Origin of the sequence: Pseudomonas morbosilactucae, from assembly GCF_023241665.1 — a bacterium.
GTDB lineage: Bacteria > Pseudomonadota > Gammaproteobacteria > Pseudomonadales > Pseudomonadaceae > Aquipseudomonas > Aquipseudomonas morbosilactucae.
In genome coordinates this window covers 79679-96627 of the sequence record NZ_JALQCX010000049.1, presented here as the reverse complement: position 1 = coordinate 96627, position 16949 = coordinate 79679, and the positions used below count along the sequence as shown (strand labels likewise).

Annotated in this window: 14 protein-coding genes and 2 pseudogenes; 14 read left to right on the top strand and 2 right to left on the bottom strand. The window is 63.8% G+C overall.

Features of this window, described 5'->3' with window-relative positions; genetic code table 11:
- Window positions 1–127 precede the first annotated feature (127 nt).
- Window positions 128–1128, bottom strand: a pseudogene (locus tag M1B35_RS23860) (GntR family transcriptional regulator).
- Window positions 1129–1495: 367 nt separating this feature from the next.
- Here M1B35_RS23860 and M1B35_RS23855 point away from each other — a divergent pair.
- From M1B35_RS23855 to M1B35_RS23810, 10 genes are all read left to right on the top strand, one after another.
- The gene (locus tag M1B35_RS23855; RefSeq protein WP_268263269.1) at window positions 1496–2857 is read left to right on the top strand and encodes an amidase; all 1362 of its coding nucleotides are present in this window, start codon (window positions 1496–1498) and stop codon (window positions 2855–2857) included.
- A 48-nt stretch (window positions 2858–2905) separates the two neighbouring features.
- On the top strand, window positions 2906–3787 hold the full coding sequence (locus tag M1B35_RS23850) for a polysaccharide deacetylase family protein (protein WP_123336370.1): 882 nt from the start codon (window positions 2906–2908) through the stop codon (window positions 3785–3787).
- Window positions 3788–3815: 28 nt separating this feature from the next.
- Window positions 3816–5156, top strand: a complete 1341-nt coding sequence (locus tag M1B35_RS23845; RefSeq protein ID WP_123336368.1) for an MFS transporter — start codon at window positions 3816–3818, stop codon at window positions 5154–5156.
- A gap of 12 nt (window positions 5157–5168) precedes the next feature.
- A complete protein-coding gene (locus M1B35_RS23840; protein WP_268263268.1) occupies window positions 5169–5930 on the top strand; it encodes an SDR family NAD(P)-dependent oxidoreductase in 762 nt (253 codons plus the stop codon).
- Window positions 5931–6035: 105 nt separating this feature from the next.
- Window positions 6036–6785, top strand: coding sequence for an SDR family NAD(P)-dependent oxidoreductase (locus tag M1B35_RS23835; RefSeq protein WP_268263267.1), 750 nt, complete (start codon window positions 6036–6038; stop codon window positions 6783–6785).
- 13 nt (window positions 6786–6798) lie between these two features.
- A complete protein-coding gene (locus tag M1B35_RS23830) occupies window positions 6799–7098 on the top strand; it encodes a hypothetical protein (RefSeq protein ID WP_123336362.1) in 300 nt (99 codons plus the stop codon).
- Complete coding sequence (locus M1B35_RS23825) at window positions 7095–8102, top strand: CobW family GTP-binding protein (RefSeq protein ID WP_123336360.1); 1008 nt, start codon at window positions 7095–7097, stop codon at window positions 8100–8102. The genes M1B35_RS23830 and M1B35_RS23825 overlap by 4 nt, the downstream gene beginning before the upstream one ends.
- The gene (locus M1B35_RS23820; RefSeq protein WP_123336358.1) at window positions 8102–9313 is read left to right on the top strand and encodes an ABC transporter substrate-binding protein; all 1212 of its coding nucleotides are present in this window, start codon (window positions 8102–8104) and stop codon (window positions 9311–9313) included. The genes M1B35_RS23825 and M1B35_RS23820 overlap by 1 nt, the downstream gene beginning before the upstream one ends.
- 144 nt (window positions 9314–9457) lie before the next feature.
- On the top strand, window positions 9458–10885 hold the full coding sequence (locus M1B35_RS23815; RefSeq protein ID WP_268263266.1) for an MFS transporter: 1428 nt from the start codon (window positions 9458–9460) through the stop codon (window positions 10883–10885).
- A gap of 46 nt (window positions 10886–10931) precedes the next feature.
- Window positions 10932–11276 (top strand): YegP family protein, encoded by a 345-nt coding sequence (locus tag M1B35_RS23810; protein WP_268263265.1) that lies wholly within the window; start codon window positions 10932–10934, stop codon window positions 11274–11276.
- 74 nt (window positions 11277–11350) lie between these two features.
- Here M1B35_RS23810 and M1B35_RS23805 read toward each other — a convergent pair whose 3' ends face one another.
- A complete protein-coding gene (locus M1B35_RS23805) occupies window positions 11351–12370 on the bottom strand; it encodes a DUF4917 family protein (RefSeq protein WP_268263264.1) in 1020 nt (339 codons plus the stop codon).
- Window positions 12371–12526: 156 nt separating this feature from the next.
- Between M1B35_RS23805 and yiaY the strand changes: the two genes are divergently transcribed.
- From yiaY to M1B35_RS23785, 4 genes and pseudogenes are all read left to right on the top strand, one after another.
- On the top strand, window positions 12527–13675 hold the full coding sequence (gene yiaY, locus M1B35_RS23800; RefSeq protein ID WP_123336350.1) for an L-threonine dehydrogenase: 1149 nt from the start codon (window positions 12527–12529) through the stop codon (window positions 13673–13675).
- Between the two features lie 191 nt (window positions 13676–13866).
- Complete coding sequence (locus M1B35_RS23795) at window positions 13867–14607, top strand: PA3715 family protein (RefSeq protein ID WP_123336348.1); 741 nt, start codon at window positions 13867–13869, stop codon at window positions 14605–14607.
- Between the two features lie 219 nt (window positions 14608–14826).
- Window positions 14827–16166 (top strand): annotated as a pseudogene (locus M1B35_RS23790) (diguanylate cyclase domain-containing protein).
- A gap of 129 nt (window positions 16167–16295) precedes the next feature.
- Complete coding sequence (locus M1B35_RS23785; protein WP_123336344.1) at window positions 16296–16838, top strand: DUF4142 domain-containing protein; 543 nt, start codon at window positions 16296–16298, stop codon at window positions 16836–16838.
- Window positions 16839–16949 lie beyond the last annotated feature (111 nt).

Below are 16949 nucleotides of genomic sequence, written 5' to 3'. Positions count from 1 at the left end.
GGCAAGCCAGCTCCTACAGGCAAACGGCCGCACACGCTGTCGAGTGTATTTTTGTGGGAGCCGGCCCTGAGCCTTGCGCCGCTCTTGCGGGCGCTATCGCTGGCAAGCCAGCTCCTACAGGGGTGGGTTAGCTGATTTTGCTGAGGAAGGCGGGCAGGGTTTGTTCGGGGACCACGGACAGCACTTTCAGACGCTGCAACATTCGTTGCCGCGCCGTTGCAGGTGTTCCTTGAGGTTCAGCGCTGCGGCGTCGAAGGCACCGTGCAACAGCAGTTCGAGGATCAGCCGGTGCTCGGCGAGCATCGCCGGGTCGGCGCCAATCCCCAGCAGGCGATAGAAAATCCGGCTGATGATCATCGGGCTCTGGGCCTGGCGAATCAGTGCCGCCATCTTGCGGTTCTGCAAGCCGCTCAGGCAGTGCTGGTGCAGGTCTTCTTCGATCCGTTCGATGTCTTCCAGGCTGCAATGTTCGGCCTGTTGCGCCTCGCTCACCCGCTCCAGCATCGCCTCCAGTACCTCGCGGCTCAGCCCCGGAGCGCTCTGGCGCAACGCCTCGGGCTCCAGGCAGGCGCGCAGTTCGTAGTCCTCGGTGACTTCGCGGGCGGTCAGCGGCCCGGCCAGCCACTGCGAGTACGGTTCCTTTTCCACCAGGCCACGATCACGCAGGCGCATCAGCGCTTCGCGCACCACCGCGCGGCTGACCCCGTAATGCTCGGCGGCAGCCTGCTCGTCGAGGCGGTAATGGCCGAAGGCAATGCAGGTCGACAGCGCGCTGCCGATTTCTTCGTAGATCCGTTCCCCCAATGGCCGGGTATCCACCAGCTCGTCGCCACTGTCCAGGCCCAGGTGGGCATGGCTTAGAGGCAGGCGCAGCGGCTCAATGGCCAGGCCTTCTGGGTTGATCAGGTAACCGCGGCCATCGAAACGGCTGATCAGGCCTTCGTCGTGCAGCAGGTTGAGGGCCTTGCGCACCGGTACCCGGCTGGTGCCGAACAGCTCGGCCAGGGGCGCTTCCAGCAAGACCAGGCCTTGCAGGGCGGTGCCCTGGATGATCGCGTCCCGTAATACCTGACGGATCATCGCGTAGCGCGACGCGGTGCGCGGGTCCTCGGCTGAGACTGCTTTCATCGGTTCCTCTGGGGCTTTTCGGCGGTGGCCGGGGATTCTCTCACAGTTGTCCGGTGTCACTGCGGGCCACGTTTTCATGCCCTGTCGTGGGGCTTGCTGGCGCGGGAGTGTTACCTTTTTGCACTAAAATGTACCTTTTATTGAAAGATACATTATTTAAAGTCAGGCCTTTCTGACGAACCCTTCAGATTTTCGCTGCATTGCTGGCGTCCTGCTTCAACCTATCTATCCCGCTATTCCTGAACAAATCCGTCCTGTCTTGCCCTGGCTGAAGAAGTCGGAGGCGCGATCTATGGCACGGATTCTGCTCTGTATAAAATGTACATTTTAATATTTGATACGTTTTATTGGTTTCCGGAGTTGCCCCATGAACCCTTACCCATCGCTCGATGCCACGGCTTTGGCCAGTGCTTTTGCCGAACGGCGCAGCGACCCGGTCCAGGTGCTGGAACATGCACTGGAGCAGGCCGCCCGGTCCGAGCATGTGTTCATCAGCCTGTGTTCGGCCCGAGCCCGCCGCGAAGCCGAGGCCGCCGCTGCGCGCTGGCGCGATGGGCAGCCCTTGAGCCTGTTCGACGGCGTGCCACTGGCCTGGAAAGACCTGTTCGACGTCGCCGGCAGTGTCACCACCGCCGCCGCTGAGGTTCGCCGTGACGCGCCGCCGGCGCTGCTCGATGCTCACTGTGTGGGGCGCTTGAGCCGGGCCGGAATGGTCAGTGTGGGCAAGACCAACCTCAGTGAGTTCGCCTATTCCGGGTTGGGCCTGAACCCGCACTTCGGCACCCCGATCAACCCCCACAGCGACGCGCAGCCGCGTATCCCCGGTGGCTCGTCGGCCGGTTCCGCCGTCGCGGTGGCGACCGGCATCGTACCGATCGCCATGGGTACCGACACCGCCGGTTCGATTCGCATCCCGGCGGCCTTTAACGGTCTGGTGGGGTTTCGCAGCAGTTCGCGGCGCTACAGTCGGGATGGTGTGTTCCCTCTGGCCCACAGCCTCGACAGCCTCGGTCCGCTGACTCGCAGCGTGCGTGATGCCTGGTTGATCGATGAGTTGCTGCATGGCCATGACCCGCGCCAGGCGCCGCCGGTGCGCAGCCTGGCGGGGCAACGGTTCCGGGTCGACAGCGCGTTGTTGGACGACCCGCGGGTCGAGCCTGCGGTGCGGGGCAACCTGATGCAGGCCATTGAGCGTCTGCGGGACGCCGGGGCGCTGCTGGACTTGCAGCCGCTGGCGAGCTGGCAGGCCACCCTGCAATTGATTCAGGACCACGGCTGGCTGGGCGCCGCGGAAGCCTTCGCCCTGCACCAGCCGTTGCTCGACAGTGCCGAGGCCCAGCGCCTCGATCCTCGGGTACGGCGGCGCCTGGAAGCCGCGCGGCAGATGCCCGCGAGTCAACTGCTCAAGCTGTACGAGGCTCGCCTGCTGTTGCAGCAGCGGGTGCTGGACGAGTTGGACGGCGCGCTGTTGATCACGCCCACCGTGGCCCATGTGGCGCCGCCATTGGCGCCCCTGGAGCACGACGACGAGCTGTTTGCCCGGACCAACCTGGCCACCCTGCGCCTGACCATGCCCGGCAGTTTTCTCGACATGCCCGGCGTGGCCCTGCCCAGCGGCCGTGATGCCCAGGGCTTGCCCACCGGGTTGCTGCTGAGCCTGCCCCAGGGCGAGGACGCGCGCGTGCTGCGGGCCGCGCTGTCGGTGGAGGCGGCGCTGCTGCGCGATTGAGTTTCCGAACACCTTGTTCCATCAACACGTAACCATTGGAGGCCGCTCATGGCTAAAGAAATTCTTTGTGCATTTGGTGTCGACGTGGACGCTGTGGCCGGCTGGCTCGGCTCCTACGGCGGTGAAGATTCCCCGGACGACATCTCCCGCGGTCTGTTCGCCGGCGAGATTGGTGCGCCGCGCCTGCTCAAACTGTTCGAACGTTACGGCCTGCGCACCACCTGGTTTATTCCGGGCCACTCGATGGAAACCTTCCCCGAGCAGATGAAGGCCGTGGCCGATGCCGGGCATGAAATCGGCGTGCATGGCTACAGCCACGAAAACCCGATTGCGATGACCGCCGAACAGGAAGAAATCGTCCTCGATAAATCCATCGAGCTGATCACCCAGGTCACCGGCAAGCGCCCCACCGGCTACGTCGCGCCCTGGTGGGAATTCAGCAAGGTGACCAACGAGCTGCTGTTGAAAAAGGGCATCAAGTACGACCACAGCCTGATGCACAACGACTTCCACCCGTACTACGTGCGGGTCGGCGATAGCTGGACCAAGATCGACTACAGCCAGCACCCCGACACCTGGATGAAACCCCTGGTGCGCGGCCAGGAAACTGACCTGGTGGAGATCCCGGCCAACTGGTACCTGGATGACCTGCCGCCGATGATGTTCATCAAGAAGGCCCCCAACAGCCACGGTTTCGTCAACCCGCGTCACCTGGAAGAAATGTGGCGCGACCAGTTCGACTGGGTCTACCGCGAGCACGAGCATGCGGTGTTCACCATGACCATCCATCCCGACGTGTCTGGCCGCCCGCAAGTGCTGCTGATGCTCGAGCGCTTGATCGAGCACATCCAGAGCCATGCCGGCGTGCGCTTCGTCACCTTCGACGAGATCGCCGACGACTTTATCCGCCGTACCCCCCGTAACCGCTGATCACCGCTACCTTATCGAGGCGCGATTCATGTCTATCTATAACAAGCTTGACCTGACTGGCTGGAAACCCCAGCAGTTGACCCCGGCCCAAGTGCGCTTTGCCACCTGGATCGCGTTTTTCGCCTGGGTGTTTGCGGTGTACGACTTCATTCTGTTTGGCACCTTGCTGCCGGAAATCGGCCGGCACTTCGGCTGGGGCGAGGTCGAGCAGGCCGAAATCGCCACCTGGGTCGCGGTCGGCACCGCCGTCGTGGCCCTGGCCATCGGCCCGTTGGTGGACAAGCTGGGCCGGCGCATGGGGATCATCTTCACCGTCAGCGGCTCGGCCATCTGCTCGGCGCTCACCGCCATCGGCGGGGCCTGGGGCAAGTCGCCGCTGATCCTGATTCGTTCCCTGGGCGGTTTGGGTTACGCCGAGGAGACAGTCAACGCCACCTACCTCAGCGAACTGTACGCGGCCTCCGATGACCCGAAATTGGCCAAGCGCCGGGGCTTCATCTACAGCCTGGTGCAGGGCGGCTGGCCGGTCGGTGCGTTGATTGCCGCCGGCTTGACCGCAGTGCTGCTGCCAATCATCGGCTGGCAGGGCTGTTTCATCTTTGCCGCGATCCCGGCGATCGTCATCGCGATCATGGCGCGCAAGCTCAAGGAGAGCCCGCAGTTCCAGATTCACCAGCGCATCACCCAGCTGCGCAAAAGCGGCGCGGTCAGTGAAGCGCAAGCGGTGGCCACCACCTACGGCGTGGACTACGACGAACACAGCAAGGCCGGCCTGGCGGCGGCCTTCCGTGGCCCGGCGCGGCGCGCGACCCTGGTGATTGGCGCGGCGATCCTGCTCAACTGGGCGGCGATCCAAGTGTTCAGCGTGCTCGGCACGTCGGTGATCGTCAGCGTGCACCACATCTCGTTCGAGAACTCGCTGATCATCCTGGTGCTCTCCAACCTGGTGGGTTACTGCGGTTACCTGAGCCACGGCTGGATGGGCGACAAGATCGGCCGGCGCAACGTGATCGGCCTGGGCTGGATGCTTGGCGGCCTGTCGTTTGCCGGCATGCTTTACGGCCCGAGCAATATGCCAATGGTGGTTGGCCTCTACAGCCTGGGCCTGTTCTTCCTGATCGGCCCGTACTCGGCGGCGCTGTTCTTTATCAGCGAAAGCTTCCCCACCAGCATCCGCGCCACCGGCGGCGCGATCATCCATGCCATGGGTCCGATCGGCGCAGTGGTTGCCGGTTTCGGTGCCACCCAGGTGCTGTCCGCCGGTGGCGATTGGCAGACGTCGGCCCTGTACTTCGGCGCGCTGCCTTGCTTCCTGTCGGGCGCCTTGATGTTCGCTGCCCGCCATGTTCGTCCTGAAACCGTGAAATAAGGATTGCCGGTCATGACCCTTAAAGTTGCTTTGATTACCGGTGCCGCCAGCGGCATCGGCCAGGCCCTGGCTGTGGCCTATGCCCAGCGTGGCGTGGCGGTGGCCGGCGGGTATTTCCCGGCCGACCCCCATGATCCGCAAACCACCCGCAGCCTGGTGGAAGCGGTGGGCGGCCAGTGCCTGATGTTGCCGTTGGACGTCACCGACACGCGTTCGGTGGATGCCCTGGCCGAGCAGGCGTTCAACACCTTCGGCCGCCTGGATTACGCCGTGGCCAATGCCGGTTTGCTGCGCCGTGCGCCGCTTCTGGAGATGACCGACGAGGCCTGGAACGCCATGCTCGACGTCGACCTCACCGGGGTGATGCGCACCTTCCGCGCGGCTGTGCGCTACATGGGGGACGGCGGTGCCCTGGTGGCGATCTCGTCGATTGCCGGCGGTGTCTATGGCTGGCAGGACCATGCCCACTACGCCGCTGCCAAGGCCGGCGTGCCCGGGCTGTGCCGCTCGCTGGCGGTGGAACTGGCGGGGCAGGGGATTCGCTGCAACGCGGTGATTCCGGGGTTGATCGAAACCCCGCAATCCCTGGACAGCCAAAACTCTCTGGGCCCCGAGGGCCTGGCCAAGGCGGCCAAGGCCATCCCCCTGGGACGGGTCGGGCGTGCGGATGAAGTGGCGTCACTGGTGCGCTTTCTCACCAGCGACGAGTCCAGCTACCTGACCGGGCAGAGCATCATTATCGACGGCGGCCTGACTGTGCGCTGGCCTGACTAACCTCATCGCCTTTTGTTGGGGCCGGCTTGCCGGCGATGGCGTCCAGGGGATTGTCATCGCCAGCGAGCCGGCTCCTACAGGGGCCAATATTCAAAGGAGTCTTGTATGCCACAACTGGCTAATCGCCGCGCCGTGATCACCGGCGCCGGCAGCGGTATTGGCGCCGCCATCGCCCGGGCTTACGCCGTGGAGGGGGCGCGCCTGCTACTGGCCGACCGCGACCCCGCGCGCCTTGCCGAGAGCGCCCAAGCCTGCCGTGACCTGGGCGCCGAAGTCGTCGAATGCGTGGCTGATGTCGGCAGCGTTGAAGGCGCCCAGGCGGGGGTCGATGCCTGTGTCGAACACTTCGGCGGCATCGACATTCTAGTGAACAACGCCGGCATGCTGACCCAGGCGCGCTGTGTTGATCTGAGCATCGAAATGTGGAACGACATGTTGCGGGTCGACCTCACCAGCGTCTTTGTCGCCAGCCAGCGCGCCTTGCCACACATGTTGGCCCAGCGTTGGGGACGGATCATCAACGTCGCCTCGCAACTGGGCATCAAGGGCGGCGCCGAGCTGACCCATTACGCGGCGGCCAAGGCCGGGGTGATTGGTTTTACCAAGTCCCTGGCCCTGGAAGTGGCCAAGAACAATGTGTTGGTCAATGCCATCGCCCCGGGGCCGATCGAGACGCCGTTGGTGGCAGGCATCAGCAGCGCCTGGAAAGTCGCCAAGGCTGCCGAGCTGCCTCTGGGGCGTTTCGGCCTGGCCGATGAAGTGGCGCCCACGGCAGTGCTGCTGGCCAGCGAGCCTGGGGGCAACCTGTTTGTCGGCCAGACCCTGGGCCCGAACTCCGGCGACGTCATGCCATGAAGGAGGACTGAACATGTGCGGGCTCTGCGGGCTGCTGGGTGAGGATGTGCATTGGAGCGATCCGTTGGGCGATGAATGGCCCCGGCGCCGGGAGCGCTTGCGCCGGATCGCCGCGATCAACCGGGTATTGGCGCCGTTCCGGCTCAAGGTCGAGGACGTGCATGGCGCTTCCTATCTGTTGCTTGGCGCCACCGGCCGCCAGGAACTGGCCAGCAGCCTGGAGCAACTCTGGGGTCAGGCCGAGTCGATGCTCGGGCGGCCGTTGGACCCTTTGGATCCGCAGATCCTCAGCCATCTGGAGCACGGTTTATGAGTATTGCCCTGAACGTCATCACCGGGTTTCTCGGCAGCGGCAAGACCACCTTGCTCAACCGTTTGCTGCAAGGCGAGAGCCTGGGGGACACCGCACTGCTGATCAATGAATTCGGCGATGTCGGCATCGACCACTTGCTGGTGGAAGAGGTGGCACCGGACACGGTGCTGCTGCCCAGTGGCTGTGTCTGTTGTTCGATTCGCGGTGAGCTGAAAGACGCCTTGCTTGGGCTTTTGGCGCGCCGCAGTCGGGGCGAGATTCCGCCCTTTCGCCGGTTGATCCTGGAGACCACGGGCCTGGCCGATCCGGCGCCGATCCTCGCCACCCTGAACAACGATCCGCAGTTGCGTGGGCGGGTGCACATCGGCTTGGTGGTGACCCTGGTGGATGCCAGCCACGCCGAGTTGCAGGAGCGGTTGCACCCCGAATGGCTGGCCCAGGTGGCTGCCGCGGATCGCCTGTTGTTAAGCAAGGCCGACTGCGTGGACGCCAGCGCCCAGGCCCGTTTGCGTGAGCGCTTGCAGGCGCTGAACCCCGGCGCGCCGCTGTTGCTGACCCAGGCGGTACAAAGCGGCGATCAGTTGCTGTTGGGGGAGGGTTTGCGCAGCGCCACGCCAGACCGGGAAGTGGCGCGCTGGCAGTTGCATCGGCCACGGGAACAGGCCGCCAGCCAGCACGGCGCGGCGCAAGTCTGCTGCCTGGAGTTCGATCGGCCCCTGGACTGGGTCGGCTTCGGAGTCTGGTTGTCGATGCTGCTAAGATGCCACGGCGAACGCATTCTCCGCGTCAAAGGACTGCTCAACGTGAACGCCAGCCAGGCCCCCATCGTTATCCATGGCGTGCAGCATTGCCTGCATGCTCCCGTGCATCTTTCCCAGTGGCCCGGTCATGATCGGCGCTCGCGACTGGTGTTTATCCTGCGGGGTTTGTCGCCCGAGCAATTGCGTCATTCCTTCGAGGTCTTCGCCCGCAGCTTTGCCCCGGCCAGCGGGGAGTGTGCCTGATGGCGCCAACCCAACCGATCACTTTGCGTGTCCTCGGCACTTCGGTCACCTTGCTTGAATCCCTGCGCCTGCGGGCCGAGCAGGAGCTGGGCATTCGCCTGGTCTATCAAGTGCACGATGTGGAACAGGCGCAACGCATCGCGGTGATGCAACCGGACAGTTACGACCTCTACGACCAGTGGTTTCACAACGTCGATTTTGTCTGGCCGGCCCGGGCCATCCAGCCCATCGACACCCGGCGCATTGCCCTGTGGCATGAAATCAACGACCTGCCCAAACGCGGACGGTTGTCGGCCAACGACCGCCTGGGCAGTGGCAGCGTACCCAGCGAGCGGCTGTTCGTGCAGCACGACGGCAGCCTCGGCAGTACGGTCAGCGAGCGCATCAGCATGTTGCCCCTGACCCACAATGCCGACAGTTTTGCCTATCGCCCGGAGCGCCTGCCGGCCGGGTTTTCCAGTGCCAACGAAAGCTGGGGCTGGTTGCTCGACCCGGCCTGGAGCGGGCGCATCGCCCTGCAAAGCGATGCGGCGATCGGCGCTCTGGACGCGGCCCTGGCCACCCAGGGCAGTGGGCTGGCGTCGTTCAAGGACATCGGCAACCTGTGCATCGAAGAGATCGACAGCCTGGCCGAGATCCTGGTGCGTAAACAGCGCGAGGGGCATTTCGCGGCATTTTGGTCGGACGATGAAGAAGCCGCACAGCTGATGCTCAGCCCGAGCATCGATATTCAGAGTCTATGGTCGCCGACCCTGATGCGCCTGCATCGGGCCGGGGTCAAATACCGCCTGGCTGTGCCCCGCGAGGGTTATCGCGCCTGGTTCGGCGGCTTGTCGCTGTCGCGCCATGCCCAGGGCCCGGTGTTGGACGCGGCCTACGCCTACCTCAACTGGTGGCTGTCGGGCTGGCCCGGTGCGGTGATGGCGCGCCAGGGCTATTACATCGGCAACCCGGCGCGCAGCCGCGACCACCTGAGCAGTGCCGAATGGGATTACTGGTACGCCGGCAAGCCAGCCCGGGAAGAGCTGCTGGGCAGCGATGGCGAACCGCTGATCGATCGGGGCGAAACCCGCGATGGCGGCTCCTATGAGCAGCGCATGGGGCACATCGCGGTGTGGAACTCGGTGATGGATGAGCACAATTACCTGGTGCGGCGTTGGGGGGATTTCCTGCGGGCTGGGGCCAAGGGCGTTGGACGGGGCAAGGGCTGATACAGGCCTTTGCATACGTTTTTAAGTTTGGCGTTTAGAGGCAAAGGGTATTTCACAGGCTCTAGTTGGCTGAATAAGGTGAAGATCAGGTGGCGGCGTTTGCCGTCAAACCAGGGTTTATCTGGGGCTGACAAGGGAGTGTCCATGGGGGGGGTGACGCAACAGCAACGCAAGCACTGGGCGTTGTTCGGCGTGAGTATTGCCAGTTTCCTCGGCTGTGTGGATTTCACCATCGTCAACACCGCACTGCCTTCGTTGCAGGCGGACCTGGGCACTTCGGTGGACAGCCTGCAATGGGTGATCAACGGTTTTATCCTGGCTCTGTCCAGCTTCATGGTGCTGGTGGGGCGCCTGGCCGACTTGCATGGCCGCAAGCGCGTGTTGTTTATCGGCCTCAGTGTCTTTGGCCTGGCGTCCCTGGGCGCCGGGCTGGCCAGCCAGATCCAGTGGCTGATCGTCGCCCGGGTCTTCCAGGGCCTGGCCTGTGCGGTGCTCTACACCGCCTCGGGGGCCATTGTCGCCAGCACCTTTGACAGCGCCGAACAGGGCAAGGCCTTTGGCGTGCTGTTCGGGGTCAATGGCGTGGGCCTGGCCGTCGGCCCGGTGCTGGGCGGGGTGATCACCAGTGTTTTCGGCTGGCTGTGGATCTTCCTGATCAATGTGCCCTTTGTGTTGTTGAGCCTGGCCATCTGCAGCTTCAGCGTCGATGAGTCCCGTGCGGCGCAGGCGAATGCCCGGCTGGACGGGCTGGGGGTGATCCTGCTGCTGATTGGCCTGCCGAGCCTGGTGCTGGTGATCGTCCAGGGCGCGGCCTGGGGTTGGACCGCGTTGCCGACCCTGGCCCTGGGCGCGCTGGCCTTGTTGGCCCTGGCAGGGTTTGTCCGGGTCGAACAGCGCGTCGTAGCCCCCATCATTGATCTGCATTTGTTTGCCAACCGGCGCTTTGTCGCCGGCGTCGTGGCCAGTTTCGGCCTGGCGCTGTTCTATTGCGTGGCGTTTTTCGTCATGCCCCTGTACCTCGCCCTGATACGTGGCGCCAGCGTGCAAGAGGCCGGATTGCTGTTGTTGCCCACCACCCTCGGTGTGGCGCTGCTCTCGCCGTGGGTGGGGCGTTGGGTGGATCGCCAGGGGCCGGCTTTGTTGATCAAGACCGGGTTGCTGTTGTTTGTCCTTTCAGCGCTGCTGCAGGTTGGCTTCGATCGTCAGACTTCCTTGGCCTACCTGCTGGTCGCCTTTGTGCTGATGGGCCTGGGCTGGGCCAGCATCCTCGGCCCCTCGACGGTGCTGGGGATGTCTTCGGTGCCCGAGGACGTGGGTTCGGTGGCCATGGGCTCGCTGATGACCTTGCACAATGTCGGCGGCGGCCTGGGTCTGGCCCTGGGGGTGGGTTTGTACCACCACTTCTCCGCCACCCCGGTGGACGATATCCAGGGCGCCTTTCTCAACGGTTATCGGGCGGTGATGGGTTTCCTGGCCCTGGCTTCGCTGGCGGCTTGGGCCTCGGTCAGCCTGCTGCTCAGGGGCGTACCGGGTGCCGTGGCCCAGGTGGCTAAACCGCCCACAGCGTCTTAACTGTCAAAGCGCACGCAATGCCCGATCAACCCACAGGAGTTACATCATGTCTGGATGGTACGAGTTGAAAAAAAGCAGCACGGGTCAGTTCCGCTTTGTGCTCAAGGCGGCCAATGCCGAGACCATTCTCACCAGCGAGTTGTACGACACCCGCAGCAGCGCCGAGAACGGCATCGCCTCGGTGCAGGCCAACAGCCCGCTGGACGAGCGTTATGAGAAGAAAACCACCAAGGACGGCCACCCGTACTTCAACCTCAAGGCCGGCAATCATCAGGTGATCGGCAGCAGCGAGTCGTACACCTCGGACGCCGCCCGGGACAAAGGCATCGCCAGCGTCAAGGCCAATGGCCCGAGCACCCAAGTCAAGGACAAGACCGCTCCGGCGCTCTGACGCTGGCCTTGGCGGCCCCGTGAAAACAGGCACCACCGGCGTGGTGCCTTGCAGCAGAGGCTCAGGGCGCCCGATCAGCGTTCGACTGGTACCGCCAGGTCCGCACGGCCCAGGGCGTGGCTCTTGGCATCAAAGAAATGCAGGGTCATGTCCAGGCCCGCGAACAGCTTCGCGTAATGGCGTTTCTGGTGCTGGATAAAGGCCGCGTTGCGCGGGGTGATGGAGATGGCCAGAGTCTTGGTCGGCGCCTGGCGAATCGCTTGCACCAGGTGGCTGTCCTGTTCCCCCAGGTGGTGGCCGAAGATGCACAGGGCATCGCTGTACTCCAGCAGTTGCTGGTGGCAGAACGACAGGTAGTCGGAGCTGCGAATGGTCTTGAGCTTGTCCGCCACCGGGCCTTCGCTGACGAACAGCGGCACGTCGTCCAGGGTCTTCAGAGTGTTATTGATGGCAAAGCTGCCGAGCAGGGTGCCCTCGATGGAGCCCAGCTTGCGCGCGCTGCCGTCCAGGTTGCGCACCAGGTGCAGGCCGCCGTGCAGGTAGAGCATGCGGGTCTTGTCGGTGTGGCTGGCGGCGATCTCGAAGCGCCCATCCTCGCCCTCGAACAGGTCGCTGATGGACCCGCCTTCCTGCTGGATCGCCCAGTGGTTGAGCAGGTCGTAGTTGCTGCTGAACACCGTGCGGTACTGGCTCAGTTCCTGGCCGATCTGCGCCAGGCTGGCGGTATCCACCAAGCGCCAGGGAATATGCACCGCGTGCACCGTGTTGATCAGCGCTTCCTTGATTGCGTAGTAGCGGTTGCGCGGTGCCGCCGAGCTGACGGCCAGGGCCTTGTTGACCCGGCTGGTGGTTTTCAGTGCGCCGAGCACCTGTTCGAAACTGCGGGTTTGCAGGGCGTCGAACACCGCCAGCTCCGATGGACTGAGGGGCTTCTCCTCGACAGTGCGGGCGTTCTCGAACAGCGAGTCATAGGCGAAGTCCTCCCAGATGGCGCGGCTGGCGCCATTGCCGATCAGCAGACCGGCAACCGGCAGGCGGGTGCGCAAGGCTGTCCAGTCTTCAAGGCTGGCATCAAATTCCTGGAAATCCGTCATCGCGTGTTGTCGTCTCAAGGCAGAGGGTTGCAGGGCGCAGACTTTATCACGACAGACCCTTGAGCCAGATCAAGATCGAGGCTGACTGATGGGTCGATCCTGTGCGCGTTTGCTGAATCGGCCTCGCAGATTCGGCGTCAGCCAAGAGGATTTTCCATGAGCAGCACCTTCTTTATTCCCGCCGTCAACATCATGGGCAACGGCTGTCTCGACGAGGCGATGATCGCGATCCGCAACTACGGGTTCCGCAAGGCGCTGATTGTCACCGACGCTGGGCTGGCCAAGGCTGGGGTAGCGAGCATGGTGGCCGAAAAGCTGGCCATGCAGGACATCGACAGCCTGGTGTTCGACGGCGCCAAACCCAACCCGAGTATCGACAACGTCGAGCAGGGCCTGGCGCAGTTGCAGCAAGGCCAGTGCGACTTCGTGATTTCCCTGGGCGGCGGTTCGCCCCACGACTGCGCCAAGGGCATTGCCCTGTGTGCCACCAACGGCGGGCATATCCGCGACTACGAAGGTGTCGACCGCTCCAGCAAACCCCAACTGCCGCTGATCGCCATCAACACCACCGCCGGCACTGCCAGCGAGATGACCCGTTTTTGCATCATCACCGACGAGTCGCGCCACGTGAAAATGGCCATTGTCGACCGCAACGTCACGCCCCTGCTGTCGGTCAACGACCCGGCGCTGATGGTGGCCATGCCCAAGGGACTGACCGCCGCCACCGGCATGGACGCCTTGACCCATGCAATCGAGGCCTACGTGTCCACGGCAGCCAACCCGATCACTGATGCCTGTGCGCTGAAGGCCATTGGCATGATCAGCAACAACCTGCGGGAAGCCGTACGTGATGGCAGCGACCTGGTGGCGCGGGAAAACATGGCGTATGCGCAGTTCCTGGCGGGCATGGCGTTCAACAATGCGTCCCTGGGGTTTGTGCACGCTATGGCGCACCAGTTGGGCGGTTTTTATGACCTGCCCCACGGCGTGTGCAACGCCGTGCTGCTGCCCCATGTGCAGAGTTTTAACGCGATGGTGTGTGCCGATCGGTTGACGGACGTGGCCCATGCCATGGGCGCCGACATTCGCGGCTTCAGCCCGGAAGAGGGCGCGCAAGCGGCGATCACCGCCATTCGTACCTTGGCCAAGGACGTGGAAATTCCCGCCGGGTTGCGTGAACTGGGTGCCAAGCTGCAGGACATTCCGGTCCTGGCCACCAACGCGTTGAAGGACGCGTGTGGCTTGACCAACCCGCGGGCGGCGGACCAGCGGCAGATTGAAGAGATTTTCCGCAGCGCGTTTTAACCGCTCGCCTTCTGGCGCTGTCACGGGTTGGTCAGTCACAGCGTCAACTTTCCCCAATCAAGCTGCCCGCATCGGGCGGCTTGGTTTCGCTGATACCGATTGCTCTTCACGGACGGTTGAACGCCGCGTGATCGCGGAGGATAGTGCGCCCTCAAAGGCGTGCGCTGCCGCGCCATCACAAGGAGCCGTGAATGAACCTCCCATCCCCTTTGATCGCTTCTTTGGCCGTATTCGGGCTGTGGACGAGCGCGTCCCAGGCGGTTGCCGAGTGCCAGGCCCCGCAACGCACGCAGACCCTGCCGGGTTATGCGCTGTGCAAGGATTGGCCGGCGTTCCCTGGGCAAACCCTCACCGTGCTCTCCGAATTGCAGCCCGACCCCGTTCTGGGCAATGCCTCGGACGACGGCCTCTATGACCTCCGCTTGGCACTGGTGGACAGCGCCAGCGGCAAGACCCTGGCCCGCTACCAGCAACCGTCGGCCTTTATGTCCGACGCCGTGGGTTTGGAGAGCCTGACCCTCGACACCGGGCGCTATCAACTGGCCCCACAGGTCCGCGCCTTTGGCGTGCGTGCTTCGTTCAAGGGTTCGTCCCGGGTCAACCCCATGGATCAAGTCTCGTTGAACCTCTATGTGCGGGAGGGCGAGAACCTGCGCCCGGTAATGGACAAGTTCTTGGCCTATTCCTACAGCGGCGAATGGGACGGTAACTGCGCCGGCGAACGCACGGAAACCACCCGTACCCTGGACATCGCCAAGACCCGCAGCCACGGTTATGCCGACCTGATCGTGCGCTCGGTCACTCTCACCACCACGGGCAAAGGCCAGGGTGAGCAATGCCAGTCCCGCAGCGTGACCGCCAAGCCGGTGCTGACCACCTTGCGTTATGATGGCCAGCGCTATGTCCTGCCCCAGGGGTTCCAGAGCCTCTAGCCGTTATCCCCGTTTAGGGGGCTGTTCCACTAGGTTCGCGCTCGGCCTGACGAACGCCGCTGGTGGTCGCCGGGCGCAATCGTGCAGAATCTCCTGCCTCTCATCAAGGCATACAGCGGCCGCAGGGCGGCGGCCGCGAACCGTCAACGGTGACCACCGTTGGACCTGCGTCAGGGATTGATACTCGTGCATCATTTTCATGGGCAGTCTCTTTTCCCGATGGCAAGCAAGAACTCCGCACCCCTGGCCAGCTTTATCGACCTGCTTCTGGATGCCGTGTGTGCGGTGGATGCGCAGGGCCGTTTTGTCTTTGTCAGTGCCGCCTGCGAGCGGATCTTCGGTTACACCCCCGAGGAATTGATCGCCGGCCGATGATCGAGCTGGTGCACCCGGCGGATCGCCAGCGCACCCTGCAGGCGGCTCGGGAAATCATGGCCGGGGCGCCGATGCCCAACTTCGAGAATCGTTACCTGCGCAAGGACGGGCGGGTGGCCCATATTCTCTGGTCGGCGCGCTGGTCCGAGGTCGACCAGTTGCGAATCGCCGTGGCCAGGGACATCACCGAGCGTAAGCAGGCGGAGTCGAAGCAGGCAGCGTTGTACGCCATCTCCGAGGCGGCCAATGCCACCGAGGATTTGCTGGCGCTGTTCCAGCGGGTTCACCGGATCATTGGCGAGTGGCTGCCCGCGTTGAATTTCTCTGTGGCGCTGTACGACGAGCACTGCCAGCAGTTGAGCTTTCCCTACCATGTGGATGACAGCGAAACCCGTCCGGACCACGCCGACAGCGTTACCGGCCAGCTCTGTGACCAAGTGCTGCGCAGCGGTCTGCCGGTGCTGCTCAAGCCCGAAGCGCAGCCGCTCGACGAGGCCGGCTGCCGCCCCTGTTGGCTGGGGGTGCCGCTCAATTCGCAGAAGGGCACCATCGGCGCCCTGATCGTCAAAAGCACCTCGGGGGATCAGTGCTACACCGAGCAGGACCAAGAGCTGCTGTATTTTGTCGGGGCCCAGTTGACCACGGCCATCGAGCGCAAACGCCTGCATGCGCGGCTGCAATACCTGGCCGATTATGACCAACTGACCCAACTGCCCAACCGCGAGCTGCTCAAGGAGCGCCTCCGGCGTGCCCTGGTCCAGGCTCGGCGTGAGTCTGGGCGTATGGCTTTGCTGTATGTCGATCTCGACCAGTTCAAGCAGGTCAACGACACCTTCGGCCATGGCGTGGGCGACCTGTTGTTGCAGGCTGTGGCCAGTCGGCTCAAGCGTTGCGTGCGCGACACCGACACTGTGGCGCGTATCGGCGGTGACGAGTTCGTGATTCTTCTGGAGAACCTGCAACAGCCCGAGGACGCTGGCATCGTGGCCGAAAAAGTGCGCCATGTGCTCAGCGAACCTTTGCGTCTGGAGGGGCAATTGCTGAGCGTGCTGCCAAGCATCGGCGTGGCGCTTTACCCTGAGCACGGGGTTGAGGAGCAGCAGTTGTTCAAGCATGCCGATGACGCCATGTATGCCGCCAAGCGTGCAGCGAAACAACGCTACAGCGAGCCAACATCAGGCTGATCGACGGCGACAGGCCAGGGGCCGTTCGTCGTGTCGGAGGCGGTTTTTCTAAACCTTTTCCGGTTGGGCGTTTCCCAGTCCATGCGGGTGTTGCGTGTTGCAGCCCCAATGGCCAAGAGGAAGAGAATCATGACCGACTCCAGAAACTCCCACTCGTGGAGCCCGTCCTTGTGCCGTACAGCCTTGGCGCTGTTGCTGGGCTTGAGTGCCGGCAGCGCGTTCGCCCAGTCGCCTGCGGCCTTTATCGACGAAGCGTCGGCCCAGGCCATGGCTGATATTGAAGCCAGTCGCCAGGCTCATCAGAAAACCTCTTCCAAAGAGGTCAAGGATTACACCATCCAGGTGATCAACGACCGCACCACCGCCAACCAGCACCTGGCCAAAATCGCCAAGAAGCTCGACTTGCCCGTGGCCCCTCGGGAAGAGGTGGCCAGCAAGGCCAAGGCGATGATGCCCCAGGTGCCGGAAGGCGAAGGTTTTGACGCGGCCTATGCCGCCAGCCAGGTCAAGGCCACCGAAGAGGCCATCGAGCAGATCCAGCAGCAGGCGCAAACCAGCGAGGTGCCTGAACTCAAGGCCTTTGCCGAGGAAACCCTGCCCAAGCTGGAGACTCACCTGCAGATGGCCAAGGCCTTGCAGGCTGGGCGCCAGATCAACCCGCTGGAGGGCTGATCGGCCTGGCCTGACTCGTTAGAGGCTCATCCCCAACGGTTTGGAGTAAAGGTTCGTGCGCGCTGATGGAGTGCGCCGAGCCTTGCCTGTATTCTGCGTGCCTGGGGCGCT